Origin of the sequence: Serratia sp. CY74737, from assembly GCF_052166775.1 — a bacterium.
Taxonomy (GTDB): Bacteria; Pseudomonadota; Gammaproteobacteria; order Enterobacterales; family Enterobacteriaceae; genus Serratia; species Serratia ureilytica.
This window is the reverse complement of record NZ_JBJNOF010000005.1, coordinates 159,923-186,357: the sequence shown is the minus strand read 5'-3', so window position 1 is coordinate 186,357 and position 26,435 is coordinate 159,923. Positions and strand designations below refer to the sequence as shown.

General features: G+C 60.5%; 34 protein-coding genes. 22 read left to right on the top strand and 12 right to left on the bottom strand.

Annotated elements, in window-relative coordinates:
- Window positions 1-318 precede the first annotated feature (318 nt).
- The 3 genes from pagP to ACJ8PE_RS09360 all read left to right on the top strand — a co-directional run bounded on the left by pagP (window position 319) and on the right by ACJ8PE_RS09360 (window position 1,839).
- Window positions 319-909 (top strand): lipid IV(A) palmitoyltransferase PagP, encoded by a 591-nt coding sequence (gene pagP, locus ACJ8PE_RS09370; protein ID WP_033642007.1) that lies wholly within the window; start codon window positions 319-321, stop codon window positions 907-909.
- 126 nt (window positions 910-1,035) lie between these two features.
- Window positions 1,036-1,524, top strand: coding sequence for a DUF2501 domain-containing protein (locus ACJ8PE_RS09365; protein WP_197793796.1), 489 nt, complete (start codon window positions 1,036-1,038; stop codon window positions 1,522-1,524).
- A gap of 51 nt (window positions 1,525-1,575) precedes the next feature.
- On the top strand, window positions 1,576-1,839 hold the full coding sequence (locus ACJ8PE_RS09360; protein WP_019454261.1) for a putative hemolysin: 264 nt from the start codon (window positions 1,576-1,578) through the stop codon (window positions 1,837-1,839).
- A 35-nt stretch (window positions 1,840-1,874) separates the two neighbouring features.
- On the opposite strand, the gene ACJ8PE_RS09355 is transcribed toward ACJ8PE_RS09360, so the two are convergent.
- Both ACJ8PE_RS09355 and ACJ8PE_RS09350 read right to left on the bottom strand, forming a co-directional pair.
- The gene (locus ACJ8PE_RS09355) at window positions 1,875-2,492 is read right to left on the bottom strand and encodes a hypothetical protein (protein ID WP_182074089.1); all 618 of its coding nucleotides are present in this window, start codon (window positions 2,490-2,492) and stop codon (window positions 1,875-1,877) included.
- A gap of 106 nt (window positions 2,493-2,598) precedes the next feature.
- Window positions 2,599-3,288 (bottom strand): hypothetical protein, encoded by a 690-nt coding sequence (locus ACJ8PE_RS09350; protein ID WP_033651048.1) that lies wholly within the window; start codon window positions 3,286-3,288, stop codon window positions 2,599-2,601.
- Between the two features lie 138 nt (window positions 3,289-3,426).
- Here ACJ8PE_RS09350 and ACJ8PE_RS09345 point away from each other — a divergent pair, with 138 nt between their 5' ends.
- Together ACJ8PE_RS09345 and ACJ8PE_RS09340 are read left to right on the top strand one after the other, a co-directional pair.
- Entirely contained in the window at window positions 3,427-4,209 is a 783-nt protein-coding gene (locus ACJ8PE_RS09345; protein ID WP_442536748.1) for a DeoR/GlpR family DNA-binding transcription regulator, read from the top strand.
- Window positions 4,210-4,211: 2 nt separating this feature from the next.
- On the top strand, window positions 4,212-4,595 hold the full coding sequence (locus tag ACJ8PE_RS09340; protein ID WP_033642012.1) for a VOC family protein: 384 nt from the start codon (window positions 4,212-4,214) through the stop codon (window positions 4,593-4,595).
- On the opposite strand, the gene ACJ8PE_RS09335 is transcribed toward ACJ8PE_RS09340, so the two are convergent.
- Entirely contained in the window at window positions 4,596-5,504 is a 909-nt protein-coding gene (locus ACJ8PE_RS09335; RefSeq protein ID WP_033634044.1) for a LysR family transcriptional regulator, read from the bottom strand.
- Between the two features lie 125 nt (window positions 5,505-5,629).
- On the opposite strand from ACJ8PE_RS09335, the gene ACJ8PE_RS09330 reads away from it, so the two are divergent.
- From ACJ8PE_RS09330 to ACJ8PE_RS09310, 5 genes are all read left to right on the top strand, one after another.
- Window positions 5,630-6,511 (top strand): pirin family protein, encoded by an 882-nt coding sequence (locus ACJ8PE_RS09330; RefSeq protein WP_016928920.1) that lies wholly within the window; start codon window positions 5,630-5,632, stop codon window positions 6,509-6,511.
- A 116-nt stretch (window positions 6,512-6,627) separates the two neighbouring features.
- Window positions 6,628-7,254 (top strand): isochorismate family cysteine hydrolase YcaC, encoded by a 627-nt coding sequence (gene ycaC, locus ACJ8PE_RS09325; protein ID WP_004928476.1) that lies wholly within the window; start codon window positions 6,628-6,630, stop codon window positions 7,252-7,254.
- A 151-nt stretch (window positions 7,255-7,405) separates the two neighbouring features.
- Window positions 7,406-7,735 (top strand): hypothetical protein, encoded by a 330-nt coding sequence (locus ACJ8PE_RS09320; RefSeq protein ID WP_197761905.1) that lies wholly within the window; start codon window positions 7,406-7,408, stop codon window positions 7,733-7,735.
- 75 nt (window positions 7,736-7,810) lie between these two features.
- Window positions 7,811-8,263, top strand: coding sequence for a thiol-disulfide oxidoreductase DCC family protein (locus ACJ8PE_RS09315; RefSeq protein WP_099783851.1), 453 nt, complete (start codon window positions 7,811-7,813; stop codon window positions 8,261-8,263).
- An 86-nt stretch (window positions 8,264-8,349) separates the two neighbouring features.
- Window positions 8,350-8,601 carry a hypothetical protein gene (locus ACJ8PE_RS09310; protein WP_033642017.1) on the top strand — a complete coding sequence of 84 codons (252 nt, stop codon included), beginning with the start codon at window positions 8,350-8,352 and terminating at the stop codon, window positions 8,599-8,601.
- On the opposite strand, the gene ACJ8PE_RS09305 is transcribed toward ACJ8PE_RS09310, so the two are convergent.
- From ACJ8PE_RS09305 to ACJ8PE_RS09295, 3 genes are all read right to left on the bottom strand, one after another.
- Entirely contained in the window at window positions 8,592-9,140 is a 549-nt protein-coding gene (locus ACJ8PE_RS09305) for a GNAT family N-acetyltransferase (RefSeq protein ID WP_197779842.1), read from the bottom strand. The genes ACJ8PE_RS09310 and ACJ8PE_RS09305 overlap by 10 nt on opposite strands.
- A gap of 95 nt (window positions 9,141-9,235) precedes the next feature.
- On the bottom strand, window positions 9,236-9,964 hold the full coding sequence (locus tag ACJ8PE_RS09300; RefSeq protein ID WP_103101588.1) for a DUF2076 domain-containing protein: 729 nt from the start codon (window positions 9,962-9,964) through the stop codon (window positions 9,236-9,238).
- A gap of 107 nt (window positions 9,965-10,071) precedes the next feature.
- Window positions 10,072-10,875, bottom strand: coding sequence for a helix-turn-helix transcriptional regulator (locus ACJ8PE_RS09295; protein WP_033642020.1), 804 nt, complete (start codon window positions 10,873-10,875; stop codon window positions 10,072-10,074).
- A 117-nt stretch (window positions 10,876-10,992) separates the two neighbouring features.
- Here ACJ8PE_RS09295 and ACJ8PE_RS09290 point away from each other — a divergent pair, with 117 nt between their 5' ends.
- Window positions 10,993-11,763 carry a class I SAM-dependent methyltransferase gene (locus ACJ8PE_RS09290; RefSeq protein ID WP_197793800.1) on the top strand — a complete coding sequence of 257 codons (771 nt, stop codon included), beginning with the start codon at window positions 10,993-10,995 and terminating at the stop codon, window positions 11,761-11,763.
- Between the two features lie 57 nt (window positions 11,764-11,820).
- Here ACJ8PE_RS09290 and aqpZ read toward each other — a convergent pair whose 3' ends face one another.
- A complete protein-coding gene (aqpZ, locus tag ACJ8PE_RS09285) occupies window positions 11,821-12,516 on the bottom strand; it encodes an aquaporin Z (RefSeq protein WP_033642023.1) in 696 nt (231 codons plus the stop codon).
- A 426-nt stretch (window positions 12,517-12,942) separates the two neighbouring features.
- Here aqpZ and ACJ8PE_RS09280 point away from each other — a divergent pair, with 426 nt between their 5' ends.
- A complete protein-coding gene (locus ACJ8PE_RS09280; RefSeq protein WP_197761902.1) occupies window positions 12,943-14,304 on the top strand; it encodes an esterase-like activity of phytase family protein in 1,362 nt (453 codons plus the stop codon).
- Window positions 14,305-14,503: 199 nt separating this feature from the next.
- Here ACJ8PE_RS09280 and ACJ8PE_RS09275 read toward each other — a convergent pair whose 3' ends face one another.
- Window positions 14,504-15,679, bottom strand: a complete 1,176-nt coding sequence (locus ACJ8PE_RS09275; RefSeq protein ID WP_442536747.1) for a low temperature requirement protein A — start codon at window positions 15,677-15,679, stop codon at window positions 14,504-14,506.
- A 310-nt stretch (window positions 15,680-15,989) separates the two neighbouring features.
- Between ACJ8PE_RS09275 and ACJ8PE_RS09270 the strand changes: the two genes are divergently transcribed.
- The gene (locus ACJ8PE_RS09270) at window positions 15,990-16,274 is read left to right on the top strand and encodes a YdgH/BhsA/McbA-like domain containing protein (RefSeq protein ID WP_033634035.1); all 285 of its coding nucleotides are present in this window, start codon (window positions 15,990-15,992) and stop codon (window positions 16,272-16,274) included.
- Between the two features lie 240 nt (window positions 16,275-16,514).
- On the top strand, window positions 16,515-17,072 hold the full coding sequence (locus ACJ8PE_RS09265) for a class I SAM-dependent methyltransferase (protein WP_033642027.1): 558 nt from the start codon (window positions 16,515-16,517) through the stop codon (window positions 17,070-17,072).
- Here ACJ8PE_RS09265 and ACJ8PE_RS09260 read toward each other — a convergent pair whose 3' ends face one another.
- Window positions 17,073-17,534 carry a GNAT family N-acetyltransferase gene (locus ACJ8PE_RS09260; protein ID WP_033651058.1) on the bottom strand — a complete coding sequence of 154 codons (462 nt, stop codon included), beginning with the start codon at window positions 17,532-17,534 and terminating at the stop codon, window positions 17,073-17,075.
- Window positions 17,535-17,750: 216 nt separating this feature from the next.
- On the opposite strand from ACJ8PE_RS09260, the gene ACJ8PE_RS09255 reads away from it, so the two are divergent.
- The 4 genes from ACJ8PE_RS09255 to aroL all read left to right on the top strand — a co-directional run bounded on the left by ACJ8PE_RS09255 (window position 17,751) and on the right by aroL (window position 22,188).
- A complete protein-coding gene (locus ACJ8PE_RS09255) occupies window positions 17,751-18,866 on the top strand; it encodes an ABC transporter substrate-binding protein (RefSeq protein WP_197793801.1) in 1,116 nt (371 codons plus the stop codon).
- Complete coding sequence (locus ACJ8PE_RS09250) at window positions 18,859-20,982, top strand: TonB-dependent siderophore receptor (protein WP_197793802.1); 2,124 nt, start codon at window positions 18,859-18,861, stop codon at window positions 20,980-20,982. The genes ACJ8PE_RS09255 and ACJ8PE_RS09250 overlap by 8 nt, the downstream gene beginning before the upstream one ends.
- Before the next feature lie 53 nt (window positions 20,983-21,035).
- Entirely contained in the window at window positions 21,036-21,554 is a 519-nt protein-coding gene (locus ACJ8PE_RS09245) for a GNAT family N-acetyltransferase (RefSeq protein WP_197798033.1), read from the top strand.
- A gap of 109 nt (window positions 21,555-21,663) precedes the next feature.
- Window positions 21,664-22,188: a shikimate kinase AroL gene (aroL, locus tag ACJ8PE_RS09240; protein WP_197761894.1), complete on the top strand. Its 525-nt coding sequence runs from the start codon at window positions 21,664-21,666 to the stop codon at window positions 22,186-22,188.
- A 36-nt stretch (window positions 22,189-22,224) separates the two neighbouring features.
- Here the strand turns inward: aroL and ACJ8PE_RS09235 are convergent, their stop codons facing one another.
- Complete coding sequence (locus ACJ8PE_RS09235) at window positions 22,225-22,968, bottom strand: helix-turn-helix domain-containing protein (RefSeq protein ID WP_197761892.1); 744 nt, start codon at window positions 22,966-22,968, stop codon at window positions 22,225-22,227.
- A 96-nt stretch (window positions 22,969-23,064) separates the two neighbouring features.
- Between ACJ8PE_RS09235 and ACJ8PE_RS09230 the strand changes: the two genes are divergently transcribed.
- Window positions 23,065-23,469, top strand: a complete 405-nt coding sequence (locus ACJ8PE_RS09230; protein ID WP_033651063.1) for a nuclear transport factor 2 family protein — start codon at window positions 23,065-23,067, stop codon at window positions 23,467-23,469.
- A gap of 47 nt (window positions 23,470-23,516) precedes the next feature.
- A complete protein-coding gene (locus tag ACJ8PE_RS09225; protein ID WP_015376810.1) occupies window positions 23,517-23,717 on the top strand; it encodes a YaiA family protein in 201 nt (66 codons plus the stop codon).
- A 24-nt stretch (window positions 23,718-23,741) separates the two neighbouring features.
- Here ACJ8PE_RS09225 and ACJ8PE_RS09220 read toward each other — a convergent pair whose 3' ends face one another.
- Window positions 23,742-23,963 carry a hypothetical protein gene (locus tag ACJ8PE_RS09220; protein WP_047025775.1) on the bottom strand — a complete coding sequence of 74 codons (222 nt, stop codon included), beginning with the start codon at window positions 23,961-23,963 and terminating at the stop codon, window positions 23,742-23,744.
- 27 nt (window positions 23,964-23,990) lie between these two features.
- Between ACJ8PE_RS09220 and ppnP the strand changes: the two genes are divergently transcribed.
- Window positions 23,991-24,281 carry a pyrimidine/purine nucleoside phosphorylase gene (gene ppnP, locus ACJ8PE_RS09215; RefSeq protein ID WP_004940463.1) on the top strand — a complete coding sequence of 97 codons (291 nt, stop codon included), beginning with the start codon at window positions 23,991-23,993 and terminating at the stop codon, window positions 24,279-24,281.
- Between the two features lie 65 nt (window positions 24,282-24,346).
- Here the strand turns inward: ppnP and rdgC are convergent, their stop codons facing one another.
- A complete protein-coding gene (rdgC, locus tag ACJ8PE_RS09210; RefSeq protein WP_004940461.1) occupies window positions 24,347-25,258 on the bottom strand; it encodes a recombination-associated protein RdgC in 912 nt (303 codons plus the stop codon).
- 216 nt (window positions 25,259-25,474) lie between these two features.
- Here rdgC and mak point away from each other — a divergent pair, with 216 nt between their 5' ends.
- Entirely contained in the window at window positions 25,475-26,383 is a 909-nt protein-coding gene (gene mak, locus ACJ8PE_RS09205) for a fructokinase (RefSeq protein ID WP_197793804.1), read from the top strand.
- The last annotated feature ends 52 nt before the right edge of the window (window positions 26,384-26,435 follow it).

Here is a 26,435-nt window from a genome sequence, read left to right as displayed (position 1 = left end):
TGCCGCGCGTCACCCTTCGGCGTTTTAAAATCGACTGTTCGGCCTTATTCTCTGGCGTTCGTGAACCGCCTCGATGTCGATGTGTTGGTCAAGCACCTGGCACGCGAGTAGCGAACGACAAAGCGGACTTTTCCCACGGTTTTGCCGTCCGAAAGGCGCTAACATGCACATGTCGGTGCAACCCGTTATAAACCAATGCGAATTTTCCGATGCTAAGCTTAACCAAGGCGAAACGGGCGTTGGATAAATTGGATACAGCTTGATCTTGCCTGGGCTATCGGTAAAAATCTTCGGCCGTATTTTTACAGGAGCTTTACCATGTTTCTCAAACGGACTCTGTTGGCATGTTCTCTGGCGTTGATATTTCCTGCACTGCCTTCTTACGCTGAGGTTAGTACAGAAAGTGGCAATACCGCGCAGGCCGAAAAACCGGGTCTATGGCAGCGCTTTACCCATAACGTGTCGGAGACCTGGAACAATTCGCCGAATCACGATCTCTATATTCCGGCCATCACCTGGCATAACCGTTGGACTTACGATGACGAACATATCGATAAGTACAACGAGCGCCCGTGGGGCGCCGGTTACGGTATCTCCCGCTACGACAGCGACGGTGACTGGCACGGCATCTACATCATGGCGTTCAAGGATTCCTTCAACAAGTGGGAGCCGATCGGCGGCTACGCCTACGAGAAGATCTGGCGTCCGTTGGATGACAAGGATTTCCGCCTGGGGCTGGGTTTCACCGCCAGCGTCACCGCGCGCGATAACTGGAAATATATCCCTATCCCGGCGCCGCTGCCGCTGGCTTCTATCGGCTATCAGCGGCTGACGTTCCAGGCGACCTACATTCCCGGCACCTATAACAACGGCAACGTGTTCTTCGCCTGGCTGCGCTGGCAGTTCTAAACTTCCTGAATTCCGAAAAACGGCGCGGCGGCGAGATAAAAGGAACTTGTCGCCGCAGGCGGCGTCGGAGAGGTATCCCGGCGCGCTGCGCCGATTGCATGCCGTTCTTACAGGAGTTTTATCACTATGATCACCAAACATCGTTTACTGCTGGCTTTGGCGCTGTCCGCGACCCTGGCCAGCGGCGCCACCCAGGCCGCCGGTCTGATGGATTCTCTCAGCAGCGCGGCGGGCGAACTGAGCAAGTCTGGCGGCGAAAGCGGCGGCGGCATGTCGCTCTCCTCGTTGACCGGCCTGCTGAACGGCGGCGACAAGGCATTAAGCTCCAGCAGCATGACCAACGCCGCCGGCATCCTGCAATACTGTGTGAAAAACAACGTGCTGTCGGCTAACGGCGCCGAAGGGGTGAAAGATCAGTTGCTCAGCAAACTGGGCATCACCAGCACTGAAAACGCCAAGAGCCAGGATTATCAGCAGGGCCTGGGCGGCTTGCTGCAGACCGGTGAAGGCAAGAGCCTGGATCTCAACAGCCTGGGCACCTCGCAGATCACCGAGAGAGTGAAACAAAAAGCCTGCGATCTGGTGCTGAAACAGGGCAAATCCTTTATTTCATGATCAACCCACGGCGGAGCGTTCCGCCGTGGGTATTTTGCATAAGCTGGAAAAATGAAAAAAACGTTGATGCTTTCCCTGCTGGCAGGGATGACGATGTTGCAGGGGTGTTCCGTGAAATCCAACGATGCGCCGCCACCGCCGCAGGTGAAACCGATCGGCATGGCGAACCCGGCCGACGTGTATTGCACCAAAATCGGCGGCAAGCTGAACGCCAAAGAAAACGCGGCGGGCCAGTATTCGACCTGTACGCTGCCGAATGGGCAGGAAATTGAAAGTTGGGAGCTGTTCCGCCGCGATCACCCGGTGAAAAAGTAACCTCTGCGGCGCCGGCGACTCTGCCCGGCGCCCGATCAGAATTGCCGATCGCCTATCGACTGCAGCTGCAGGCTGCCGTCCTTTTGCAGCGATAACGGTATGCGCCAATCGGTCCGTTTATCCAGGTTGAACGGCCTGGAGCGGAACATGCAGCCGGTCTTGATGTTCTTGATTTTCATCACGTGTTCCGCATCCGCATTCATTTTAACCTCGAAGCTGCCGGCGGCCGGAATAAAGACTTCCGCCAGCTGCTGCGGCGCGGCGGGCGTTTCCATTTTGACCAACACCGCGAAGTCGTTGCCTTGATTGTCCAGCGTCAGCCGATGCAGGCCGGTTGCGGGCAGGCCGGTCGGCTGATGCAGATAGCCGGCTGACGCGGGCCAGGGTTGCCCGGCATTATCGTGCAGCGGCCCTCCGCATTGCTCACGTGCTTCGCGCTGCGGCATTTCACGCTTGATGGCGCGGTTGTAATCGGTGGGGGCGGCGAGGCTGAATTCGTCGTCATACTGGTGGGTGAGCAGATAGCGCTTGACGCCGAGCACCCCGAGGGCGACCAGCATGAAGAACAGAAATACCCTCAGGCGATTTTTAAAAATCAGCCCAAACAGCTTCCCGGGTAATTGAAACAGCCACCTTGCGATCGTCAATAACATCGTTTTCCCTTTACGCCCAAGCCGTTACGTCTGCGGTAACTTCGCTTGCCTCAGTATAGCCAAAGCGTTGCCACCGGGCGGCATGCGCCATGAAATTCCTGTTTTTTTATCCTAAACCTTCTTCCAACAGCAACAGCAGCAAGAAGCCGGCAAAGAACATCGCGGCGGCGAACGGGGTTTCCTTTCCGCCTTCATGCGCTTCGACCAGCAGCTCTTCGGTCACCAGGTAGAGCAGGGCGATCAGACCAAAGGCCAGAAAGGCGGTCAGCCAAAATGCGCCCAGCATGGCCACCGGCGCCCCCAGCAGGCCGCCGATGGGCAACAGCAGCGCCAGGCCGACTATCGCCGCCATGACGCGCAGCCGCCTGCCGAGAAAGTCTTGCAAATCGCCGACGATCGACAATCCCAGGAACAGCACTTCCAGCGTTAACGCCAGCGTCAACAGCAGGCCGGCTTTGGCGCCGGCCGCGAAGGCAATGCCCAGCACCAGCCCATCGATAAAGATATCGACGCCGACCGCGGCGATAAAACCGACCGGCCCCTGCGCTTTTTCGCCCAGACGCCGAACCAGCAACATTAACAGCACCCCCACAGCGCCGCCCAGCAACACCGCCAAAGGCGACTGCTGTTTGAGATCGGGCAAGATTTCGGTGGCGGCGGCGGCGAACACGATGCCGGCGGTAAAGTGATGGATGACGCGCATCGCGGCGTCGCCGGGGCGGCGATAGAGCGCCACCGCTGCGCCGACGACGGTGGCTGCGGCGGGAAACAGCGTATAAAGCACGGCGGAGGTCATCGCGTCATAATCCCTTATCTGTGATGTCACTTTCAGTCTAGACGAGCGCCGCCGCTTGAGTGTTGCCAAAAAAGTGTTTGTTCGATTGTGTACGTTTGTGTACATTAATGATCACTTTAGCATCGCCGGATTGACATGATGTCCAAACTGTTACCGAATGAGCGCCATCAGGCCATTCTCGACACGCTCCGCCAACAGGGGCGAGTGCTGGCTCTGGAGATGGCGCAGCGGCTGAATACCACCGAAGCGACCATCCGCCGCGACCTGCGTCAGCTGGCGGCACAGAATCTGTGCAAACGCATCTATGGCGGTGCGCTGGCGCCGACGCCGGCCGAAGGCCCCGTGACGGCGCGCATTGCCCTCAGCGGTGATGAGAAGCTGGCGCTGGCACAGACCGCGCTGAGGGTGATCGGCGAAGAACAGCTGATCTTCCTCGATGCCGGCAGCACCCACCTGTATCTGGCGGATCTGTTGCCGCGCGATCGGCGTTTGACGGTGGTAACCAATGCGTTGAGCATCGCCGGCAAAATGCTGGAACGGCCGGGGATCCGCACCATCCTGATCGGCGGCGAACTGGATGCGCAGGTCGGCGGCTGCGTGGACGCCAAGGCGGCGGAAGAGATCGACGGATTTCATTTCGATCTGGTGTTCACCGGCATTTGCGCCTACGACCCGGCCGGGTGCTTCTCCGCGTTGAGTTACCAGGACGCCACGTTCAAAAAGCGGTTGCTGACGCGCGCCGGCAGCGTGGCGGTGCTGTGCACCCGCGACAAACTCAATACCTACGCCCCCTACCCCTTCCTGCCCGCCGGGCGGGTGGATCATCTGGTGACGGCGCGCGGCGCGCACCCGCAGCTTGAGCAGCAGGTGGCGCAGGGCGGCGGCCAGATCTGGCACAGCGATTTATCGACCGGAGAATGATGATGAAAATAGCCCATGTTGCCCTGTGGACCCGTGACATCGACGCGCAGCTGGCGTTCTGGCAGCGCTATTTCAACGGTGAAGCGGGGGAGGAGTACGTCAGCCGCAATCGGCCGGGGTTCGTTTCCCGCTTCGTCAGCCTGGCGGCCGGGCCGACGCTGGAGATCATGCGCGTGCCGACGTTGCTGCCGGCGCAGGCGCAGGAGGAGCGGGTGGGCTGGGCGCACATCGCGCTGTCGCTGGGGGATGAGCGGCAGGTCGATCGGTTGGCGCAGCGCGCACGGCAGGAGGGCATCTTGCTGTCCGCGCCACGCTGGACCGGCGACGGCTTCTACGAGGCGGTCATTCGCGATCCGGACGGCAACGCGATCGAAATCACCGCCTGATTACTCTTCTTCAATGCTGGCGAACTGCTCACCCAGATAGTCGAGCAGCAGCCGCACCGCCGGCAGCAGGCCGCGGCGCGACGGGTAGACCGCGTGCACCACGCCGCCCTGCGGCTGCCAGCCAGGCAATAGTTGCACCAGCTCGCCGCGCAGCATGTCGTCGCGCATCATCATCGCCGGCAGTTGTACGATGCCGGCGCCGGCGATGGCGGCGGTGCGCAGCATCAGCATGTCGTCGGTGACCAGCCGCGGCGTGTGCTCCCACTCCACCCGTTCACCCTGTGGGCCGGTCAGCCGCCATTGGTGCTGACCGCGCGCCGGGCCGAGATCGAGCGTCGGGTATTTACGCAGGTCTTCCGGCGTGTGCGCCGGCCCGAGGGTGCGCACCAGCGCCGGGCTGGCGGCGACGCACCAGGTGCGCTGCGCCAGGATTTTCAGCACCAGATCGCTGTCCTCCAGCGGCGGCGGCCGCACGCGGATCGCCAGATCCAACCCTTCCCCCACCACGTCCACCCGGCGGTTGGTGGCCTCCAGATGCACCGTCACCTTGGGATAATCGGCCATAAAGGCCGCCACCATGCTGCCGACGCGGGTGTGAAGGATCGCCACCGGGCAGGACATGCGCACCGTGCCGCAGGGCTCGGCGCGCGTCTGCTCGATCGCCTGCTGCGCGGCTTCCGCTTCCACCAGCATCGCCTTGCAGTGCGCGTAATAGGTTTGGCCGACCTCGGTCACCGAGAAGCGCCGTGTCGAGCGTTGGATCAGGCGCACGCCCAGCCGCTCTTCCAGCAGCGCCACGCGGCGGCTGAGTTTGGATTTGGGAATGCCCAGCGCCCGGCCGGCGGGGGCGAATCCCTGGTGATCGACCACGCTGGCGAAGAAAAACAGGTCGTTCAGATCGGTCAGCATCGCATCCCTTATCGTTCTACCAGTGGAACGCTGAGTGTACATCTTGCCTACTACTGCAGCAAACCCCGGCGGATTAAACTTCTGACATCAACTTAAGGCCGTGAGGTCTGAAACGGGAGTTCAAGATGAAAAAAATCCTCGGTATTCACAACAGCCCGGAAGCACATTGGGTCGGTAACGGTTTCCTGGTGAATTCGCTGTTCTCTTATAACGATTTGGGAGCGGAAATGAGCCCGTTCCTGCTGCTGGATCACGCAGCGCCAACCAAATTCCGCTCCGCCTCCGGCACCCGTGGCGTGGGTCAGCACCCGCATCGCGGGTTTGAAACGGTGACCATCGTCTATCAGGGCGAAGTGGAACACCGCGACTCGACCGGCAGCGGCGGGGTGATTGGCCCCGGCGACGTCCAGTGGATGACCGCCGCCTCCGGCATTCTGCACGAAGAGTTCCATTCGCGGGACTTCTCGCGCAAGGGCGGCACCATGGAAATGGTACAGCTGTGGGTCAACCTGCCGGCCAAGGACAAAATGGCCGAGCCGGGCTATCAGACGCTGCTGAACGCCGATATTCCGGTGGTTCCTCTGGCGGACGGCGCAGGGCAGGTGCGGGTGATCGCCGGTGACTTTGGCGGCCACGCCGGCCCGGCGCGCACCTTCAGCCCGCTTAACGTGTGGGACATGAAGCTGAATGCCGGCCATACCACCACGCTGACGGTGAAAGAAGGCCATACGCTGGCGCTGGTGATGCTGCACGGCGCGATCCTGGTTAACGGTGAAGACGTGGTGCGCGAAACCCAAATGGTGCGTTTCGACCGGGCGGGGGATTCGATCACCATCGAAGCCAACAACGACGTCGCGCTGTTGGTGCTGAGCGGCGAACCGATCGATGAGCCTATCGTCGGCTACGGCCCGTTCGTCATGAACAGCGACGCGGAAATCCAGCAGGCGTTCCGCGATTTCAACAGCGGCAAGTTCGGCAGCATGAACGCCGAAGCGAGCGCCGGTTGAACCTTGGCGCCTGGGGCGGACAGTGTTCCCCTGCTCAGGCGCTACACTTAAACCTCAACGCCCCGCCCTGCGGCGGGGCGTTTCATCCGCAACATCAACCCCACAGGAGTAAAACCATGACTGCAAATTACAAGCGCCTCGACAAAGACCAGGCCGCCGTATTGCTGGTGGATCATCAGGCAGGGCTGCTTTCGCTGGTGCGTGATATCGATCCCGATCGGTTTAAAAACAACGTGCTGGCGCTGGGTGATTTAGCGAAGTACTTCAACCTGCCGACCATTCTTACCACCAGTTTCGAAAACGGCCCCAATGGCCCGCTGGTGCCGGAACTGAAAGCCCAATTCCCCGACGCTCCCTTCATTCCTCGCCCTGGCCAGATCAACGCCTGGGACAACGACGACTTCGTCAAGGCGGTGAAAGCCACCGGCCGCAAGCAGCTGATCATCGCCGGCGTAGTGACCGAAGTGTGCGTAGCATTCCCGGCGCTGTCGGCGCTCAATGAAGGTTTCGAGGTCTTTGTGGTGACCGACGCTTCCGGCACCTTCAATGAGCTGACGCGTCAGTCGGCCTGGAGCCGCATGGAGGCCGCCGGCGCGCAGCTGATGACCTGGTTCGGCGTCGCCTGCGAGCTGCACCGCGACTGGCGCAACGACATCGAAGGCCTGGGCACGCTGTTCTCCAACCATATCCCGGACTACCGCAATCTGATGACCAGCTACAACACGCTGACGAACGGCAAGTAACGCGACGGCCCTTTACCCAACCTTTTGCCTCTCATCACGTTAAGCGCGTGTAAGCAAAGCGCAGCGGCGCGAAAAGGTAGCGAAAAGCGGCTTTCTCATGGGCCGGGGGCGGGGTAGCGTAATCCCGAACCCGGCAAATGAGGCTAATTCAATGAAACAAGCAATCAAGATCCTGGCGCTGCCCTGCATGGGCATGGCGCTGTTGTTCAGCGCGAGCGCGATGTCTGCCCCCGAGGCGCCTGCGGCCAAAGCGTTGCCGCCTCTGGCGGATGAACCGATGCGCATGCCGCCTTTCCCGGGCGGGCACCCGCCCAAGCCGGGGTTCTGCCGCGGCGGTGAGCTGTTCTGCGCCACCTCGGCCAGCGACAACCCGGTGGAAACCATCAACAAACTGACGGCGGTGATCCCGGCGGGCAGCGCCAAACATTACGAAGTGCGCGTCGCGGTGGTGGCGGTGCCTGACGCACCGCCCGCGCCTTAACACGCCCTGTCATCCCGCTCTGGCCTGGGCGCACCAGGCGCGTTAGGCTAAGGCGAGCATTTTTCGGGAGGCGGGATGACCCCTTTATCACAGCTGCCTTATCTGCAGCCCGGCGATCGCGCGTTGTTGTTCGACGGCGAATGCAACCTGTGTCATGGGCTGGTGAGATACCTTGTTCGCGCCGATCGGCAGCGGCGCATTCTGTTGGCGACGGTGCAATCCGTCGAAGGGCAGGCAATCCTGCAGGCGCTGGGATTGCCGACCGACCGTTTCGATTCCGTGGTCTATGTGGAACAGGGGCGCTGTTGGCTGCGTTCGGCGGCGTTGTTTCGGGCGCTGCGCCAAGTGGGATGGCCGTACCGCGCGCTGGCGCTGGCGCGTTACCTGCCGCCGCGACTGGCGGACAAGATCTACGATGCGGTCGCCGGCAATCGCTACCGGCTGTTTGGCCGCAACGACGGCAGCGGCCTGCCGGGTGCCGACCAGCCCGGGCGCTATCTGCCTCGGCGGCGGGAGCCGCCGGCCTGAGCTTTACGCTTCTTTACCATCCAACCGCTTGAAATATCAGCACTCCAGCTCCATATAATGGGTCATTCAGCCAACAAGGAGCGCGTATGGGAATCAGTGAAGAAGAGCACATCCGCCGTTTGACCCAAGAGAAAAACGACATGGGCAATACGGCGAAATGGGTGGCGATCGTTTCCGCCGTCTACTTTGCCTTGATGGTGTTTTATGGCCATCCAACCGGCGTGTTGGCGATGTCGGGCGCGGTATTCATTGTCTCTACCGCCACCTGGTTGAAAAAGCGCCAGAAGGTCAAATCTTACCGCATGGCGTTGGCCAAAATCAGCGACGATCAGCCCTGATAGTCGCAGCGCTTTAGCGTATACACCAGGCTCGGCGCCGCGCCGGGCACGTCATCCAGCGTATCCACCCGCTGCATGCCGACCTTTTCCAGCACTCGCCACGAAGCCTGATTCTCCGCACGCACAATGGCGGAAATCTCCCCCAGCGCCAATCCGACAAAACCGTATTGCAGCGACGCCCGCGCCATCTCGGTGGCCAATCCCATGCCCCAGACGCGAGTATCGAAGCGATAGCCGAGGTTCACGGTGCGCTGCGCCCCGAGCGGTTTCCGGGACAATCCGCCAAAGCCGATAATCCAATCCGGCCGTTCGCGCAGAGCGATCGCCCAGGAACCGTAACCGTGTTGTTGCCACCCGGAAATCCTCTCTTGCAGCGCCGATGCGGCCTGCGCTTCGCTGGTGAGTGGGCCGGCGGGATTGAAACGCTGCGTTTGCGGATCGCCGAAGATGGCGTAGAAACGCGCGAGATCCGCCATCACCGGTGGGCGCATCTGCAGGCGTTCACTGAAGAAAGGGGTGGAAGGATTAAAGCTTGTCATCGTTTCTCTCTGCTGGATAAATGAACAGTGTTCACTGTAGACCAGATTGGCGAAACGGGAAATCCCCCTCTGCGGGTGAGAGGGGGCGAAGGGAATTACAGGAAGGAGTCGTCGTCGCTGTAATCGTCGTCAGCGTAGTCCGTGTCGTCCTGATAGTTGGCGTTCTGGAAGCCGTTGTCCTGATTGAGGAAGCTGCCGCCATCGCCGTTGTTGAAGGTATCCAGGTTGTTGGAGGCGTCGAAATTGCGCATTGCGCTGTCGTCCAGCGGCGCCGGGGTTTCCTCGATAATATTTACGATTTCCTGTGGTTGCGAATGGCGGAACATGCCGGTCAGCATGTCGGCCAATACCACGCCACCGGCGACGCCCGCAGCCGTTTGCAAGGCGCCTCCCAGGAAGCCGCCGGCGCGTGAAGGCGCCGCCTGCTGCGGTGGGGCATAGGCCGGTTGCTGCGGCTGCTGCGCGTTGTTCCAGGCCGCCGTATTTTGCTGCTGCGCCTGATACTGTTCGCGCGGGCTTGGCGTACTGCGGCTGCCGCCGCCGAACAGGCCGGCCAGGAAGCCGCCGCTGCTCTGCTGGCCGTTGGCGGTTTGCTGCAGCTGCGCCACCTGGGCCTCCAGCTCTTTGACCCGCTGATCCATCTGCTTGAGCGCCGCTTCCTGAATAATCATCGCCTGCGCCATGTAATAAGGGGCGGAAGGCTGCTCGCGAATATGCTGGTTGATTTGCTGCTCTGCCTGGAGATCCCGTGGGCCCGTCTTGGTCTCGGCTTCTTTCAGGCGGCCAAACAGACCATCGATAAGGCGTTGTTCTTCGGATTGCATAGGAGTACCTCAGGAGATAAATAACGGTGCTGGATGATCACTATCATCGGTATCAATTACCCTAGCGCGTTTACATGAACCAATAAATAAATGGCGGGTAAACCTGCCTATGAATTTGTTACCAATTGCGGCAGCGGGATCAGCATCACCAGCTTCAGACCGGCGTGCTCCGCCGGATGGAAGGTGAGTTGGCGATAGCGCAGCGCGCCTCGCTGAGGATGCTCGAACGCTCTTTCGCCGCCTTCGCGCGCCATGACGTCATGTTGCTTCCACCAGTGATTAAAGTCCGCGCTGTTGTGCGTCATGTTGCGCACGAAGGCGCGCATCTCTTCGGTATTTTGATGATGGCTGGTCTCGGCGCGAAACTCGGCCACCACGCGGCGCGCGCGCTCTTCCCAATCGCTGACCAGCGTTTTCGCCAACGGGTGGAAGAACATGAAGTGCAGCAGGTTGGGGCTGTTGGCCACATCCAGCCAGCCGCTGAACAGCGCCGCCGCCTGCGGGTTCCAGGCGACGACGTTCCAGCTCACGTCCAGCAGATAGCAGGGCACCGTCATCTGATGCACGCTTTGCAGCACCGCGTCATTGGCGGTTTCTCGGTGCGCTTCCTGCTCGGGGTCGGCGATACGCGCCAGGGTAAACAGGTAGTGGCGTTCGGCCGGGCCGAGCCGCAGCGCTTTGGCGATGCGCGCCAGCGTGAAAGGGGAAATGGACACCTCGCGGCCCTGTTCGATCCAGGTATACCAGGTGGCGCTGATGCCGCTGATTTGCGCCAGCTCTTCGCGGCGCAGGCCGCTGGTGCGGCGGCGCGAAGAGCTGGGCAGGCCGATCATTTCCGGCGTGATGCGTTCGCGGTGCGCGCGCAGGAATGCGCCGAGGGCTTTTGGCCCGGATAAGGCTTCTGATGACATAGCATGGTACCTATTTATACCAGGATAACTGCTCATATTGTACCCGTATAGTAGCCTGATTATAGTAGCCGAAAGCCTTCAGGCACAGGCGCAAGCCGGATAATAACAGGAGCAAACATGAGCAACAGCAACAGCCATAACAATGCGGTAGACCGGCAGTTCGGCGAGCAGGCCAATGCCTATTTAACCAGCGCGGTGCATGCGCAGGGCAAGGATTTGCAACGTCTGGCGCAGTTACTGGCGCCGCACGCCGAAGCGCGCCTGCTCGATCTGGGCTGCGGCGCCGGGCATGCCAGCTTCACCGCGGCGGCCAGCGTAGCGCAGGTGGTGGCCTACGATCTGTCGGCGCAAATGTTGGCGGTGGTGAAGCAGGCGGCGGCGGAAAAAGGCCTGAACAACATTCAGCAGCAGCAGGGCGTGGCGGAGTCTTTGCCGTTTGAGGACGCCAGTTTCGATCTGGTCATCAGCCGCTATTCGGCGCACCACTGGCGCGATGTCGGCCAGGCGCTGCGCGAGGTCAGGCGGGTACTCAAACCGGGCGGCAGCGCGATCTTTATGGACGTGGTCTCGCCGGGGCACCCGCTGCTGGATATCTACCTGCAAACCGTGGAAGTGCTGCGCGACACCTCGCACGTGCGCAACTATGCGCCGGGCGAGTGGCTGACGTTGCTGACCGAGGCCGGGCTGGTGGTACGCGAGGTGACGTCGGATCGATTGACGCTGGAGTTCGGCAGTTGGGTGGCGCGTATGCGCACGCCGGCGCATTTCGTCACCTCGATCCGCGCGCTGCAGCAAAGCGTGTCGCAGGAGGTGGCGGCGCATTTCGCCATCCAGCCGGACGGCTCCTTCACCAGCGATATCATGATGTTTGAAGTGACGAAGGGCTGAAAGCAACGGGGCAGCCGATGAAGGCTGCCCCGTGAAACGCGATCGACTGCGATACGCTTATTTTTTGTCTTCCAGCAGGCAGCGGTAGATCAGGCCGCCGATAATGCCGCCGACCAGCGGCACCAGCCAGAACACCCACAGCTGCTGCAGCGCCCAGGTGCCCTGGAAGATCGCTACGCCGGTGCTGCGCGCCGGGTTGACGGAGGTGTTGGTCACCGGGATGCTGATCAGGTGGATCAGCGTCAGCGTCAGGCCGATAGCCAGCGGGGCAAAGCCTGCCGGCGCGCGCTTGTCGGTCACGCCATGAATAACGATCAGGAAGAAGGCGGTCAGCACCAACTCAATCACGATTGCGGCTTGCAGAGAGTAACCGCCCGGTGAGTGTTCGCCGTAACCGTTGGAGGCGAAACCGCCTGCCGTGGCGTCGAAACCGGCTTTGCCGCTGGCGATCAAATACAGCACCGACGCTGCGGCGATACCGCCGATCACCTGTGCGATAACGTAAGGGATCACGTCTTTCGCCGCGAAACGGCCGCCGGCGAATAAGCCGACGGTGACCGCCGGGTTAAAATGCCCGCCGGAAATATGGCCGACGGCATAGGCCATCGTCACTACGGTCAGACCGAAAGCGAGCGCGACGCCGAGGAAACCAATACCCAGCTGTGGGAATGCCGCTGCCAATACTGCGCTACCACAACCACCAAACACCAACCAAAATGTGCCAAAAAATTCAGCAAAAAGTCGCTTTGACATAGATTCCATCCTGCGGAATAGACTAACGGGCGTTAGCACTAAAAACTATAGAACAGCTTTTTAAGTTCATGCAGATATTCTATAGAATTTTCTTAATGCACCTTGAATAACGGCGGTATTAAATCCCTGACATTTTATTTTGTCTATGAGAAAAACACCGTTTTTCGCCGTGTTGACGCGCGTTTGCCGATTTTTTTATCTTTGTTATAAGAATTTACCCTAAGCAAAACGACGGGCTATTTCCGGGCGATTTTTTCCAGCGGTTTTCTCCATTCAATATGCTCAGGTTAATTGCTCATTTCTATTTGCCAGCCAACCTTATTGCCTGATGTGCATTTGACGAATTGCCTATTGTCATCTAAGTGTCATGCTAAATTAATATCGTCTTCTGCCTGACAACGCTTCATTTAACCTCGGGTAAAAAATATGAAAATAAAATCGCTCTCCCTGTTGTTGGCTTCACTGTTTCCGGTATTGGCTCACGCTGCCGACATTGAGGTGGCGCGTTATGTGGTCGGTTTCCCCGGCGGGGAACGCGTCGCCTATCAGGGGGCGTTCGCCAAGCATTTCCCGCAGGGATTGCCGGTAGGGATCGGCTCCGGATTGATGTTCAACAAGAAGCAGGGCGACGATTTGGTGCTGACGACGCTGACCGATCGCGGCCCGAATGCCGATGCCCCGGCGGTAGGCAAGCAAGAGGCCAAGATTTTCGCTAATCCGCAATTCACGCCTCTGTTGATGGACATTCGTATCGGCGGCGGCAAGGCCGTAGCAGAGAATGCGCGGCCCTTGCACGATGAAAAAGGGCCGATCGGCGGGCTGCCGTTGCCGGGCGAGCTGATTGGTTCTACAAACGAAGTGGCGTTGAACGACGCGTTGCAGTCGCTGTCCGGCGATCGCCGCGGGTTGGATACCGAAGGGGTGACCGGTGACGGCAACGGCGGCTATTGGCTGTGTGATGAGTACGGCCCGTTTCTGATCCATATCGACGGCAAAGGTAAAATCCTCGCCAAATATGGCCCAACGCCGCAGGCCGGCGAACAGGCGGTGGCGGGCGGTTTGCCGAACATCCTGAAATGGCGTCAGCCCAACCGCGGTTTTGAAGGATTGACCCGGATGCCGGACGGGCGAATTCTGGCGGCGGTGCAGAGCACGCTGGATGTCGATGGCAAAAGCAAAAACAAGGCGCAGTTTACCCGGCTGGTGAGCTTCGATCCGCGCAGTGGCAAAACCGCCATGTACGGCTATCCCATCGATATCGACAGCTATAAAAAAGCCAAAGACGCCAAAATTGGTGATGTCGTGGCGTTGGACAACCAGCGCATCCTGTTGATTGAACAGGGAACCGGTAAAGATAAGTCGATGATCAACAAGATCTATCTGGTGGATCTCGCGCAGGCCAGCGATCTGAGCGCGTTTGACGGCCAGGGTAAAGCGCTGGAGTTCGACGATGCGAAAGATCTGGCTAAACGCGGCGTGAAGCTGGCGCAGAAACGGGAAGTGGCGGATCTGCGTCAGTTGGGCTGGCGCCAGGAGAAAGCGGAAGGGTTGGCGCTGATCGACGATCGCACGCTGGCGGTGATCAATGACAACGATTTCGGCTTGCAGGCCACGCTGGTGGATGCGTCGCCAAAGAGCAAGAAAATCGGCGACTATCAGCTGGAGAAAGGAGGGCGGTTGAGCCTCGACGGTGACAAAACCGACGCCCACATCGAATTGCGCCCTCTGGAGCAGCCGGAATCGCTGAGTGAGCTCTGGGTGCTCACCTTGCCGCAATCCTTGAAGTGACCGACATCGGGGGCGATTGCGCCCCCGTCAGACCGTTGACAAAGGAGGAAAAAACATGGGTTTTTCCTCCTTGGTGGCCATCAGCCGAAAATCAATAAATTGATTTTCCTTGTTTTTATCCACTGCTCTCTGCAAACCCGGTAATGGCATGAGGTTTGTCATCAATCTCACAACGGGGGCGATTGCGCCCCCGTTTGATTCAGGCTTGCGCGTGCCGCTGCGGCGCTTTGCCGCGCGAGATGCTCTCCCACGTCGCCACCACCACCATGATCAGCGTCGTCAGGCCATTGACCATCAGCAGGTCGGTTAAATAGGCGATCGGGGCCAATACCGCCAGCGCCAGCAGCCCGACCAGATGCGACAGCGGGAAGCGGCGATACACCAGCCGTTTGTGCAGCGCGTTGGCGAACAGGTAAATCGCCGGGCCGAGCAGCAGCACCGCCGCCGTGGCGTGTTGGATGCGGCCGTCGGGCTGGGCGATCACCAGCTCGTTGGCCACGGCGCAGACGATGATCGCCCCCACCAGCGCGACGTGCACATAATGGAAATAAGCGCCCAGTTGGCCGGGATTTTCCGCCTGGCTAATGGCGTGGCTGCCGGCTTTGCTGCTGGTGTCGAAGTAAACCCACCACATCGCCAGGCTGCCGAGAAAGGCCACCAGCGAAGCGATGAGCACCGGCAGGCTCCAACTTTCCATTTCGCTCAGGGTGGCGCCGGTGATCAGAATGGTTTCCCCCAGCGCCACGATCACGAACAGCTGGCAGCGCTCCGCCAGATGGTGGCCTTCGATGGTCCATTCGCTGCTGCTGTCCGAGCGCCCCAGCACCGGCAGGCGAAAACCGAACATCGGCGAGACGTATTCGCACAAGACGGCGATCGCCCACAGCGCCAGGCGAGCATGGCCTTCCGCCAGCCCGCCGGCGATCCAGAAGACGGCGGAGATGCACAGCCAGCCGAGAATGCGGCGAAAGTTTTGTTTTAACGGATGATCGGGCGCCAGCAGGCGCAATACCGTGGCGGAGCGCCCGACCTGAATGGCGACGTAGAACAGGGCGAAGATCAGACCGCGTTCGCCAAACGCCTGCGGCAACGCGGCGGCGGCGAACAGCCCCAGCAGCATGATCGCGAACAGCAACAGGCGGATCTGGCGGGTATCCGGATTGAACCAATTGGTGACCCAGGCGGTGTATTGCCAGGCCAGCCAGACGGCGAACCACAGCAGCAGGGTTTCCAGCGCGCCGGTTAGCGTCAGGTGATGCAACAGATAGTGGGAAAGTTGGGTCACGGCGAAAACGTAGATCAGATCGAACAGCAGCTCGGAAAATGAGACCGACGCGCCCTGACCGTCACGCACGCGCAGCAGGTTTTGCGACATAAGCGTTCTTCCTTAAAAGGGTAAGCCACAAAATTCAGCGTAGCTCAGCGCGCTCCGGCGGGTAAAAAATCTTAAATAGACGCGGCGCGCATTCTTTATCACGCGCCGTCTTTAATTGTTCATCAAATAGGGGTAGGGTGAAGCCTATAAAGTTATTCTCGCCTGAAAATACACACCCGCTCTCACTTCCTCCTTATTCTCCTCACAATGATTGATGTTCTTTACGTTGCATGACGTCCGTTTTCATTGGCTAGCGGATAATTAACATCACTGACAACGAGCTAATAAACAAGAACACCTGGAGTCAATCATGAAACTTATCCCAAGCATCGCAGCCGTATTGATCGCCGCCGCTTCATTTTCCACTTTCGCCGCGCCGCTGTCGTCGGTAAAACAGGTCAACAGCGAGCAGGCCGCCAATCTGCAAAGCCTCGGCGTCGTGTCGGTTTCCGGCGTTAGCGGCTCACCGCATGACGCCATCACCGCCCTGAAAGAAAAAGCCGCGGCGGACGGCGCCAGTCATTATCGCATTATCGGTCTGGACACCCCCGGGGACTCCAGCAACTGGCGCGGCAATGCGGAAATTTATCGCTAAGCGTTAGCTTTTTACCCTCTGGCCGCGGCAACGCGGCCAAAAAAATAAACGGTCGCAATAATTATCTGAACGGTCGGCGCATAAACCGCTTATTCTCAGATCATTATTGCGACCGTTTTTCTTTGCGCGCCGCTGACAAGGTTGCATTTTATTACAACTGTGTCCGCCGCTTTCGGAATCATGTTAATGATTACTTAAGAAATTCGGCTCACATTGAGGGCTTAACCCAAGGAGGCCTCAATGTTAAATGCGACCCGACTGCAACTGATGAATCACTTCGCTTACCTGCAGCAATTTATGGCTTCACCGCGCACCGTCGGTACGCTGGCGCCTTCTTCCCCGTGGCTGTGTCAGGCGATGCTGAATCAGGTTGAATGGACCCGGGCGCTGTCGATCGCGGAACTGGGCGCGGCGGACGGCGTGCTGACCAAACGCATTCTGGGGCGGATGCGCGCCGATGCGGCGCTGGAGGCCTTCGAGATCCAACCCCATTTCGTGCATCGGCTGCGCGGGATTGACGATCGGCGGCTGCAGGTGATGGGCCATTCGGCGACCCGGATGGCCACGGATTACGACGTGGTGTTTTCCTGCCTGCCGCTGCTGTCGATCCCGGTCAGGATCAGCGTGCGCATTCTTCAGCAGGCCCGGCAGCGGCTGCTGGCGCGCAACGGCACGCTGGTGCTGTTCCAATACAGCCACCTATCGGAAAAATTGCTGTCGCGCTATTTTCACTGGAAGCGCCTGCGGGTAGTGCGCAACTTCCCGCCGGCGCTGGTGTATGTCTGTACGCCGCGTTAGCTACAGTTTTTTCTCCATCACCACCACCTCTTCGTCATGCTGCCGCCGGCGCTCCAGAGGTTGCCAACCCCAGCCGGCGTACAGCGCTTCCGATTTGTCGGTAATGAGATGCAGAACCGAGTGATGGCGCTGCCGTGCCGCCTCGACGATGGCCATTTCAAGACGGTGGGCGATGCCCTTGCGGCGGTGATCGGGATGCACGAAGACGCCGGCCAGCCACGGGGTGAGATCCTGGCGCTGATGGTCGTCGCTGGGCCACAGGCTGGCCATGCCCACCGGACGATCGCCGTCGATCATCATCAGCGTCAGGTGATCGTCGCCCGGTCGGCTGCATTGGGCGAAACGCAGCTGGGTGCGCTCCAGCGAGCCGCCGCGCTGTGAACCCCACTGGCCGAATGCCCAGGCGGCGCACACATCGGCAAACTGCGGGCAATCCGACAGCGGAATGATGCGTTGAGTCATGGAGGTCTCCCGGTTTTTAGCTGTTTCCCCGTTCTATTTAACCGATTTCCCCGCCATTTTTTTAACTTTTTAAAGCCGTTATTTTAGCGGTTTCGCCGTGTTTGCCGCGCGCCCGGCGCCGTTTCCCGGATTTCTTTTGGCAATGGCGGCACGGGATTGCAAGCGCTAATGAGAGTGATTATCATGCGCACACTATTTCCTCCTTTCGGCTCAATCATGCGCAATTTCCTCATTTTACTGCTGCTTTCTCTGTGGTTCGGCGTGTTCTCCGCCCAGGCGAAGACGGTGACCGATATCACCGGCCGTCAGGTTGTGGTGCCGGACAATCCGCAGCGCATCGTGGTGGGGGAGAGCCGCATGCTGTATACGCTGGCGCTGCTGGAGCCGGGCAACCCGGCGCAGCGCATCGTCGGCTGGCCGGCGGATCTGGCGCGGTTCGATGCGCAAAGCTGGCAGCTCTATACGCAGAAGTTCCCGCAGATCGCCGCGATCCCCATTATCAGCGGCAATAATTTCCGCCAGGTCAATATTGAAAGCCTGCTGCAGCTGAAGCCGGATCTGGTGATCCTGGCGCGCTACGCGCGTGAAGACGGCGACAACGATCGGTTGGTTTCTGCGCTGAACAAGGCCGGCGTGGCGGTGATCTACGTCGATCTGCGCATCGATCTGCTGAACAACACCGTGCCGAGCGTGCGGCTGCTGGGCGACGTGCTCAATCGCCGGCAGCGCGCCGAGCAGTTCATCCAGTTTTATCAGCAGCATATGGCGGTGATTCAGCAACGCCTGGCGGGCTATCTGGGGCCGAAGCCCAAAGTGATGCTGCATCTGCATCTGGGGCGGCGCGAGACCTGTTGCACCACCGCCGCACACGGCAACCTTGGCGATCTGCTGACCTTCGCCGGCGGTGACAACATCGCCAACGCCAGCGTCAAAGGGGTGTATGGCGAGCTGAACCCGGAAACCATTCTGAGCGCCAATCCCGACGTGTACCTCGCCACCGGCATGGCCGGGCCGCAGGGCAAACGGCTGTCCGATCTGCGCCTCGGGCCGCAGGTCAGCCGCCAAGAGGCCGCTGACAGCTTCCGGCGGCTGATCGCCAAACAGCCGATGCTGACCAACCTGCAGGCGGTGAAAAACCACCGCGCCTGGAGCGTCTGGCACAACTTTTACCTCAGCCCGTACCACGTGGTGCTGGTCGAGGTGTTCGCCAAAGCGTTTTACCCGGATCTGTTCGCCGACATCGACCCGCAGCAGACCTTCCAACAGCTTTATCAGCAGTTTTTGCCGTTACCTTTTTCAGGGACCTATTGGAGTCAGTTAGATAATGAATAACAACAAACGCGGTTGGTGGTGTGCATTGCCGTTGGCGGTCTGCGCGACATCGCCGACGTGGGCGGCGGAAAAAACCGCGTCGCAGGAAGAGAGCCTGGTGGTGATCGGCCGCAAAGATGCCGACGGCGTGCAGAGCTATCAGCCGTTGACCAGCGTCACCGGCACCCGCAGCGAAACCAACCTGCTGAACGTGCCGCAGGCGATCGACGTGGTGCCGCAGCAGGTGATTGCCGATCAGGCGGTCAGCAGCCTGGATGAAGCGCTGTACAACGTCAGCGGCATTACCCAGGCCAACACGCTGGGCGGCACCCAGGATGCGGTAATGAAACGCGGTTTCGGCGACAACCGCGACGGCTCCATTCTGCGCGACGGCGTGCGCTCGGTGCAGGCGCGCAACTTCACGCCGACCACCGAGCGGGTAGAGGTGCTCAAGGGGCCGGCTTCGATGCTGTACGGCATGGGGGAACCGGGCGGCATGATCAACATGATCACCAAAAAACCCCAGCTGCAGCAGCGCACTCATGTGGAAGGCTGGGGCAGCAGCTTCAACGGCGGCGGCGGCCAGCTCGACGTCACCGGGCCGCTCGGCACGTCGGGGTTCGCCTATCGCATGATCGTCGATCACGATGAAACTGACTACTGGCGCAACTTCGGCCGCAACCGCCAGACGGTGATCGCGCCCTCGTTGATGTGGTATGGCGAGAACACCACCGTGCGGCTGGCCTATGAACATATGGAATATCGGGTGCCGTTCGATCGCGGCACCATTATCGATTCGCGCACCGGCAAACCGGTGAATACGCCGCGCGATCGCCGTTTCGACGAAGCCTATAACGCCACCCGCGGCGATCAGGACAGCATTACCCTGCAGATCGATCAAACGCTCAATGAGCGCTGGAAAAGCTCGCTGACCTACGCCTACAGCCGCAACAGCTACAGCGACAACCAGGCGCGCGCCACGGCGCTGAATCCGGTGACCGGCGTGTTGACTCGCCAGGCCGACTCGACCGCCCATGCCGTCAGCCACGCCAACGCGGTACAGTTGACGCTCAATGGCGACGTGGACTGGGGGCGCATCAACCACCAGATGCTGTTCGGCTTCGATTTTGAAGATAACCGCACCTACCGCGGCGACATGATCCGCGGCAAAAAGAACAGCGATTTCAATATCTATCATCCGGTATACGGCCTGATGCCGCCCTCGACCGCGGTCAGCGCCAAAGACAGCGATCAGCGGGAAAATCTCACCAGCTACGGCTGGTTTATGCAGGATTCCATCCAACTGACCGATAAATGGCTGGTGATGGGCGGGCTGCGCTACGACGCTTTCGACGTCTATGCCGGCAAGGGGCGGCCGTTCCAGACCAACACCGACAGCTCGGACGGCAAGCTGGTGCCGCGCGCTGGGGTGGTCTACAAGCTGACGCCTTACGTGTCGCTGTACAGCAGCTATACCGAGTCGTTCAAGCCTAACTCCTCCATCGCCACCCAAATTGGTTCGCTGCCGCCGGAGCAGGGCAAGTCGTGGGAAGTCGGCGGCAAGCTGGCGCTGCCGAACGGCGTCACCGGCACGTTGGCGCTGTTCGACATCACCAAACGCAACGTGATGGTCAATGAGCTGGTGGAGGGCGAAACCGTGACGCGCACCGCCGGGCGCGTGCGTTCGCAGGGCGTGGAGCTGGACGTGGCCGGTAATCTTACCGACTCGCTGAGCCTGATCGGTTCCTATGCGTATACCGACGCCCGCGTGGTGGACGATCCGGACAACAAGGGCAAAGAGATGACCAACGTGGCGCGCCATACCGCCTCGCTGTTCCTGACCCAGAACCTGGGCAGCCCCGGCCTGTACAGCGGTGATGAGATGCGTATCGGCGCCGGCGCGCGCTACGTGGGCCGCCGCCCGGGCGATGCTGCCAACAGCTTCAATCTGGATTATTACACCGTTGCCGATGCGTTCGCCGCTTACACCATGCCGATCAACGGCTATCGGGTGAAATGGCAGCTGAACGTGAAGAACCTGTTCGATAAAACCTATTACCCGTCCAGCGGCGGCAATTTGCGCGTGGCGGTGGGGGAACCGCGTGAGGTGGTGCTGCGCGGCAGTATCGATTTCTGAGCCGCGGGCGGTGAAATTTGCTTAAATAACCGCCCCAACGTTAAGGAGAATCCATGAGCCTGCAAATTCGTTTGGCGCAGCAGCGGGATATCGCGCATCTGATGGCGGTTGAACGCTCGGCGGCGCAGCTGTTTCGCCAGCAGCCGGCGTGGCGCTTTATCGCCGAAGGCGAGGTGATGAGCCCGCAACAGCACGCCGCGTTTATCGCCGAACGCCGTGAATGGCTGGCCGAAAGCGACAACGGCGAGTGCGCCGGTTTTATCGCCGTGCAGGCTCAGGGGAAAGACTGGCATATCGCCGAATTGTCGGTCGCCGGTGCCTGGCAACGGCAGGGCGTCGGCCGCCGCCTGATCGGGGCGGTGGCGGAAGAAGCCAAACGCCAGGGCGCCGCTCGCCTGACGCTCACCACCTTCATTGAGGTGCCGTGGAATGCGCCTTATTACCGGCGGCTGGGGTTCCGGTCGCTCGACGACGTGCGGCTCACGGCCGCCTTGCGGCGGCATCTGGATGAGGATCTGGCGCACGGCTTTGCTGCTGGCAGTCGCTGTGCCATGGAATTTACACTATCGTAAATATTGAAATACAGAGCGGGCGGGGTATGATGCTGCCACCACGCCATCGCACCCGCTCGGTATTTTGGTATGCAATGCACTCAAGTCACCGCATAAGGGACAACCCGTAATGACACAAACCCTGTTCATGATAGGCGCTCGCGGAGCCGGCAAGACCACGGTAGGCAGCGCATTGGCGCTGGCGTTGGGCTATCAGTTCGTCGATACCGATCTGTTTATGCAGCAGGCGGCGCAGATGAGCGTGGCGGAAATGGTCGAGCGCGAGGGCTGGCTGGGGTTTCGTCGCCGCGAGACCATCGCGTTGCAAACCGTGACCAAGCCGTCAACTATAGTTGCCACCGGCGGCGGGGCGATCCTGGCGGAGGAAAACCGTCAGTTTATGCGCCAGCATGGCACCGTTATCTACCTGTGCGCGCCGGCCAGCGTGTTGGCGCAGCGGTTGGAAGAGTACCCGGAAGATGCGCAGCGCCCGACGCTCACCGGCAGGCCGATCGCCGAAGAGATGCTCGAGGTGTTGGCCGCGCGTGAAGCGTTGTATCAGGATGCCGCGCATTACGTGATGGACGGCGCCGCCGATCCTCAGCGGGTGGTGGAACAAATCCTCGCGGTGCTGCCGCGCGAGACGGTGAAATAACCTTTTCTTCTCTTCGGGCGCTGTGCGCCCGTTTTCTTATTCCCTTTGCCGAGCGGCCACAAAGTACGCGCCGGGCGTGACGCCGAAGCGGCGGCGAAAGGCGGCGATGTAGGCGCTGACGTTGTCGTAGCCGCAGGCGTCGGCCACCTCGCTGACCGCTTCGCCGCGTGATAATCCCTCCAGTGAACGCAATACCCGCGCCTGTTGGCGCCACAGCGCGAAGCTGATGCCGGTTTCCTGCAGAAAGCGGCGGCTCAGGGTGCGTGGGCTGAGCCCGGCCCAGGCGGCCCAGTCGCGCTGGCTGTGCAGGCTGGCGGGATCGTTCAGCAGCGCCCGGGCGATGTTCAGCAACCGGGCGTCCTGCGGCAGCGGCAATTGCAACGGCGCGCGGCTTGCCGTGTGCATTTCATCCAGCAGCACCTGCAGCAGCCGCCGTTGCGGCGCGCTCATCGGGCCGGCGGAGAACTGCGCGATGCGTTCCACCAGGGCCTGCAATAGCGCGGAGGCGGTGAACAGCTGCGGCTGCGGCGGCATCTCCGGCGCGCTTTCCACCGGCAGATACAGACTCCAGCCCGCCACATCGCCACAGGCCAGCGCCTGATGGGGGCACCCCGGCGGCAGCCAGCCCAGCGCACCGCCGGTGATCGCCCATTGCCGGCCAGGCAGTTCCAGCGCCAGCATGCCGCGCGTCAAGAGATAGATCTGGCCGCCGTCGTGCCGGTGCCAGGGCGTCAGGTGTTTTCTTTCATGCTGAAGGCGTTGGCTGCGGATCTGCGTCATATTGTCCGTTTAACGTTATTGAAAGTCTTGATGCGGTTATTATGCCATCGCCTGGCCGGGATAGGATCGCCATTCCCCCCATTTCGGAGAAACGTGATGACTCAACTTACCCCGCTGAACCTGGTGCTCGATACGCTGCAGCAGGTGGTCGCCAGCCCGGAGCATCGGCCGACGCAGCTCGCCGCCCGTTTCAGCGCAGGCTACCGCCAGCAGGTGGATGGCAAGGTGCTGAACTTCGAGCAGTTTGAGCAACATATGGCGCTGCTGAAACGGCAAACCCGCCGCATGACGCTGAAGGTGCTCGCGGCGGCGGCGCAGGATGAGTCGGTGCTGACCCACCATCTGGTCGAGGTGGAAAAGCGTGACGGCACCTGCAGCCGCGTGCGGGTGCTGGCGCACTTCACCGTGCGTGAAGGCCGGATTTGCGCCTGCGATGAACTGACCGAGCTGTTGACGGGTGCCCCCGGCGATCGCGATCTCGGCTCGCGCGTGCCGGAATGAGGGCGGCTGCTATACTTGCTACTGTGTGAAACACACGGGAGAACGGCATGCGCGAAAATGATCAACCTGCTTATCCACGGAGCGCCCGCGTCGTAGAGGTGTTTCGAGGCGACCCGAACCTGCATCTGCGCCGTTTTGAGGTGCGCACCGACGACATTGAGCCGAATACGTTGCTCAGTGAACATGAAACCGAGCAGGAAGCGCTCGACGCCAAGCACCGCTATGAGGACGAGGCGTTAGAGCATTGACCTGCAGCCCAGCGGAAACCGGCGTCAGGCCGGTTTCCTGTTTATGGTTTGGAAATCGACGCCCTTGCTCTCTTTCCCGCGCGGATCGCGCCGCTTGTCCCGCCAGACGCTGCGCACCGACTCTATTATGCTGTCCGCCCATTTGCCGGTAAGCGTCCCGGCAGCAGTTTGCTCTGCGCCGCGATCGCATTTCGCGTGAAAAACCAGTGACAGATCAACCGCAATCCCCCAATATGGATTTTCCATACAAGATGATGACGCGGGTGCCAGTCTATGCTGAAAGTGAATGAGTATTTTGCCGGAAAAGTGAAGTCTATCGGTTTTGACAGTAGCAGCATCGGTCTTACCAGCGTGGGTGTGATGGAAGAGGGCGAATACACCTTCTCCACCGCGCAGCCGGAAGAAATGACGGTGATCACCGGGGCGCTGAAAGTGCTGCTGCCGGGCGCGCCGGACTGGCAGGTGTTTACGCCGGGCGAGAAATTCTTCGTGCCGGGGCACAGCGAGTTCAACCTGCAGGTGGCCGACGCGACCGCCTATCTGTGCCGCTACCTGAGCAAATAAAGGTTGCTCGTTAGGGGAACGCAGGGCTCAGCGAACGCTGGGCCCTGGTCGTTTCTGAGGCGGGATTAACGCTGGGCTTCGCCGCCGAGCGCTTCAATGGTGTTTTTGATCAACGCCGCCAGCTCGCTGGTCATCAGGATAAAGTCGGCGTCAAAGCGCTGGGCGAAGTCGTCGCGATCGATGTCGTCGTTCTGCTCGCGCAGCGTGTCGGCAAACTTCAGACGTTTTAATGAACCGTCGTCCGACAGCATCAGCTGAATGCGCTCCTGCCAATCCACCGCCAGCTTGGTCACCAGTTTGCCGGCTTCGATGTGCACCGCGATTTCGTCGCTGATCAGATTCTGTTTTTTGCAGCGGATCACGCCGCCTTCTTCCAGAATCGCTTTCAATTCCGCTTCATCCTGAATGGCGAAGCCGGCCGGCATCTCGCCGGAACGCACCCATTCGGTCAGCGTCAGTTCGATCGGGCTTTCCATCGTCAGCGGCACCACCGGCAGCGAACCGAGGCTTTTGCGCAGCAGCGCCAGCGTATCTTCGGCGCGTTTGGCGCTGGCGGCATCGACCATGATCAGATCGTTGACGGTGTCGATCCACATGAAAGTCTGGTTGAAGCGGCTGAATGCGCGCGGCAGCAGGCTGTGCAGCACTTCATCCTTCAACGCGTCCTTCTCGGTTTTCTTCAGTTTGCGGTGTTGTTCCGCCTCCAGGCGCTCAATCTTGGCCTGCAGCTCTTGCTTGATGACCGGCGACGGCAGGATTTTCTCTTCCTTGCGCGCGCAGATGACGATTTGGCCGTTGACCGCGTGCGTCAATGCATCGCTGTGCGAACCCATCGGGGAGACCCAGCCGGTCTTCGCCATGTCCTGGCTGCCGCACGGCGTGAAGGCGAATGCGCTGAGTTGTTTTTCCATTTCATCCGCGTTTAGCGCCACTTCGCGGCTCAAACGGTAAACCATCAAATTCTTAAACCACAGCATAATGTTATCCCAGGCTGGGCGTGCGTTCGGCACGCTGATTCGTCAAAAGCAGGGCGGCATGATAACGAATTGACGCTGAAAAATCGCCCCATTCTCTCTGAATTGCGTCGCTTTACGCAGCGAGAAAGGACGCGACGGAGGGTGGGAAACAGGTGATTCATTCGCGCGCTTACATTAGGCTGTGGCAACGCTGCGCGGCATCGAGGAGAAAAATACGTGCGCATTGGCATCGATTTGGGTGGAACGAAAATTGAAGTGATTGCGTTGGCGGACGACGGGCGGGAGCTGTTTCGCCATCGTATCGCCACGCCGCGCCATGACTACTGGCAAACTCTGGCGGCGATCGCCGGGCTGGTGAAACTGGCCGAGGATCATACCGGCGAACGGGGATCGGTCGGGATCGGCATTCCCGGCACGCTGTCGCCGTTTACCGGGCGGGTGAAAAACGCCAACTCGGTGTGGCTCAACGGCCAACGGCTGGACGAGGATCTTTCTGCGCTGCTGACGCGAGAGGTGCGCATCGCCAACGATGCCAACTGTCTGGCGGTGTCGGAAGCCACCGATGGCGCCGGCGCCGGCGCGAAAACTGTGTTTGCGGTTATCATCGGCACCGGCTGCGGCGCCGGCGTGGCGCTGAACGGCCAGGCGCATGCCGGCGGCAACGGCATCGCCGGTGAATGGGGGCACAATCCGCTGCCGTGGCAGGATGACGATGAGCTGCGTTACGCCCGCGAAGTGCCGTGTTACTGCGGCAAGCCGGGTTGCATCGAAACCTTTGTTTCCGGCACCGGTTTCGCCACCGACTATGCGCGCCTGAGCGGCAATGCGCTGCAAGGGCATGAGATCATGGCGCTGAGCGAGCGGGGCGATGCGTTGGCGGAGCAGGCGATTGGCCGCTACGAAATGCGGCTGGCGAAATCGCTGGCGCACGTGATCAACATGCTGGATCCGGATGTGGTGGTGCTCGGCGGCGGTATGAGCAACGTGGATCGTCTGTATCGCACGGTGCCGCAACTGGTGAAAGGCTGGGTGTTCGGCGGCGAGTGTGAAACGCCGATCCGCAAGGCCGTTCACGGCGACTCCAGCGGCGTGCGCGGTGCGGCCTGGCTGTGGCCGCAACAGTAGGGCTAAGCGTTGCAACAAAGCGCGAGGCTGCTCGCGCTTTAAACCCTTCACT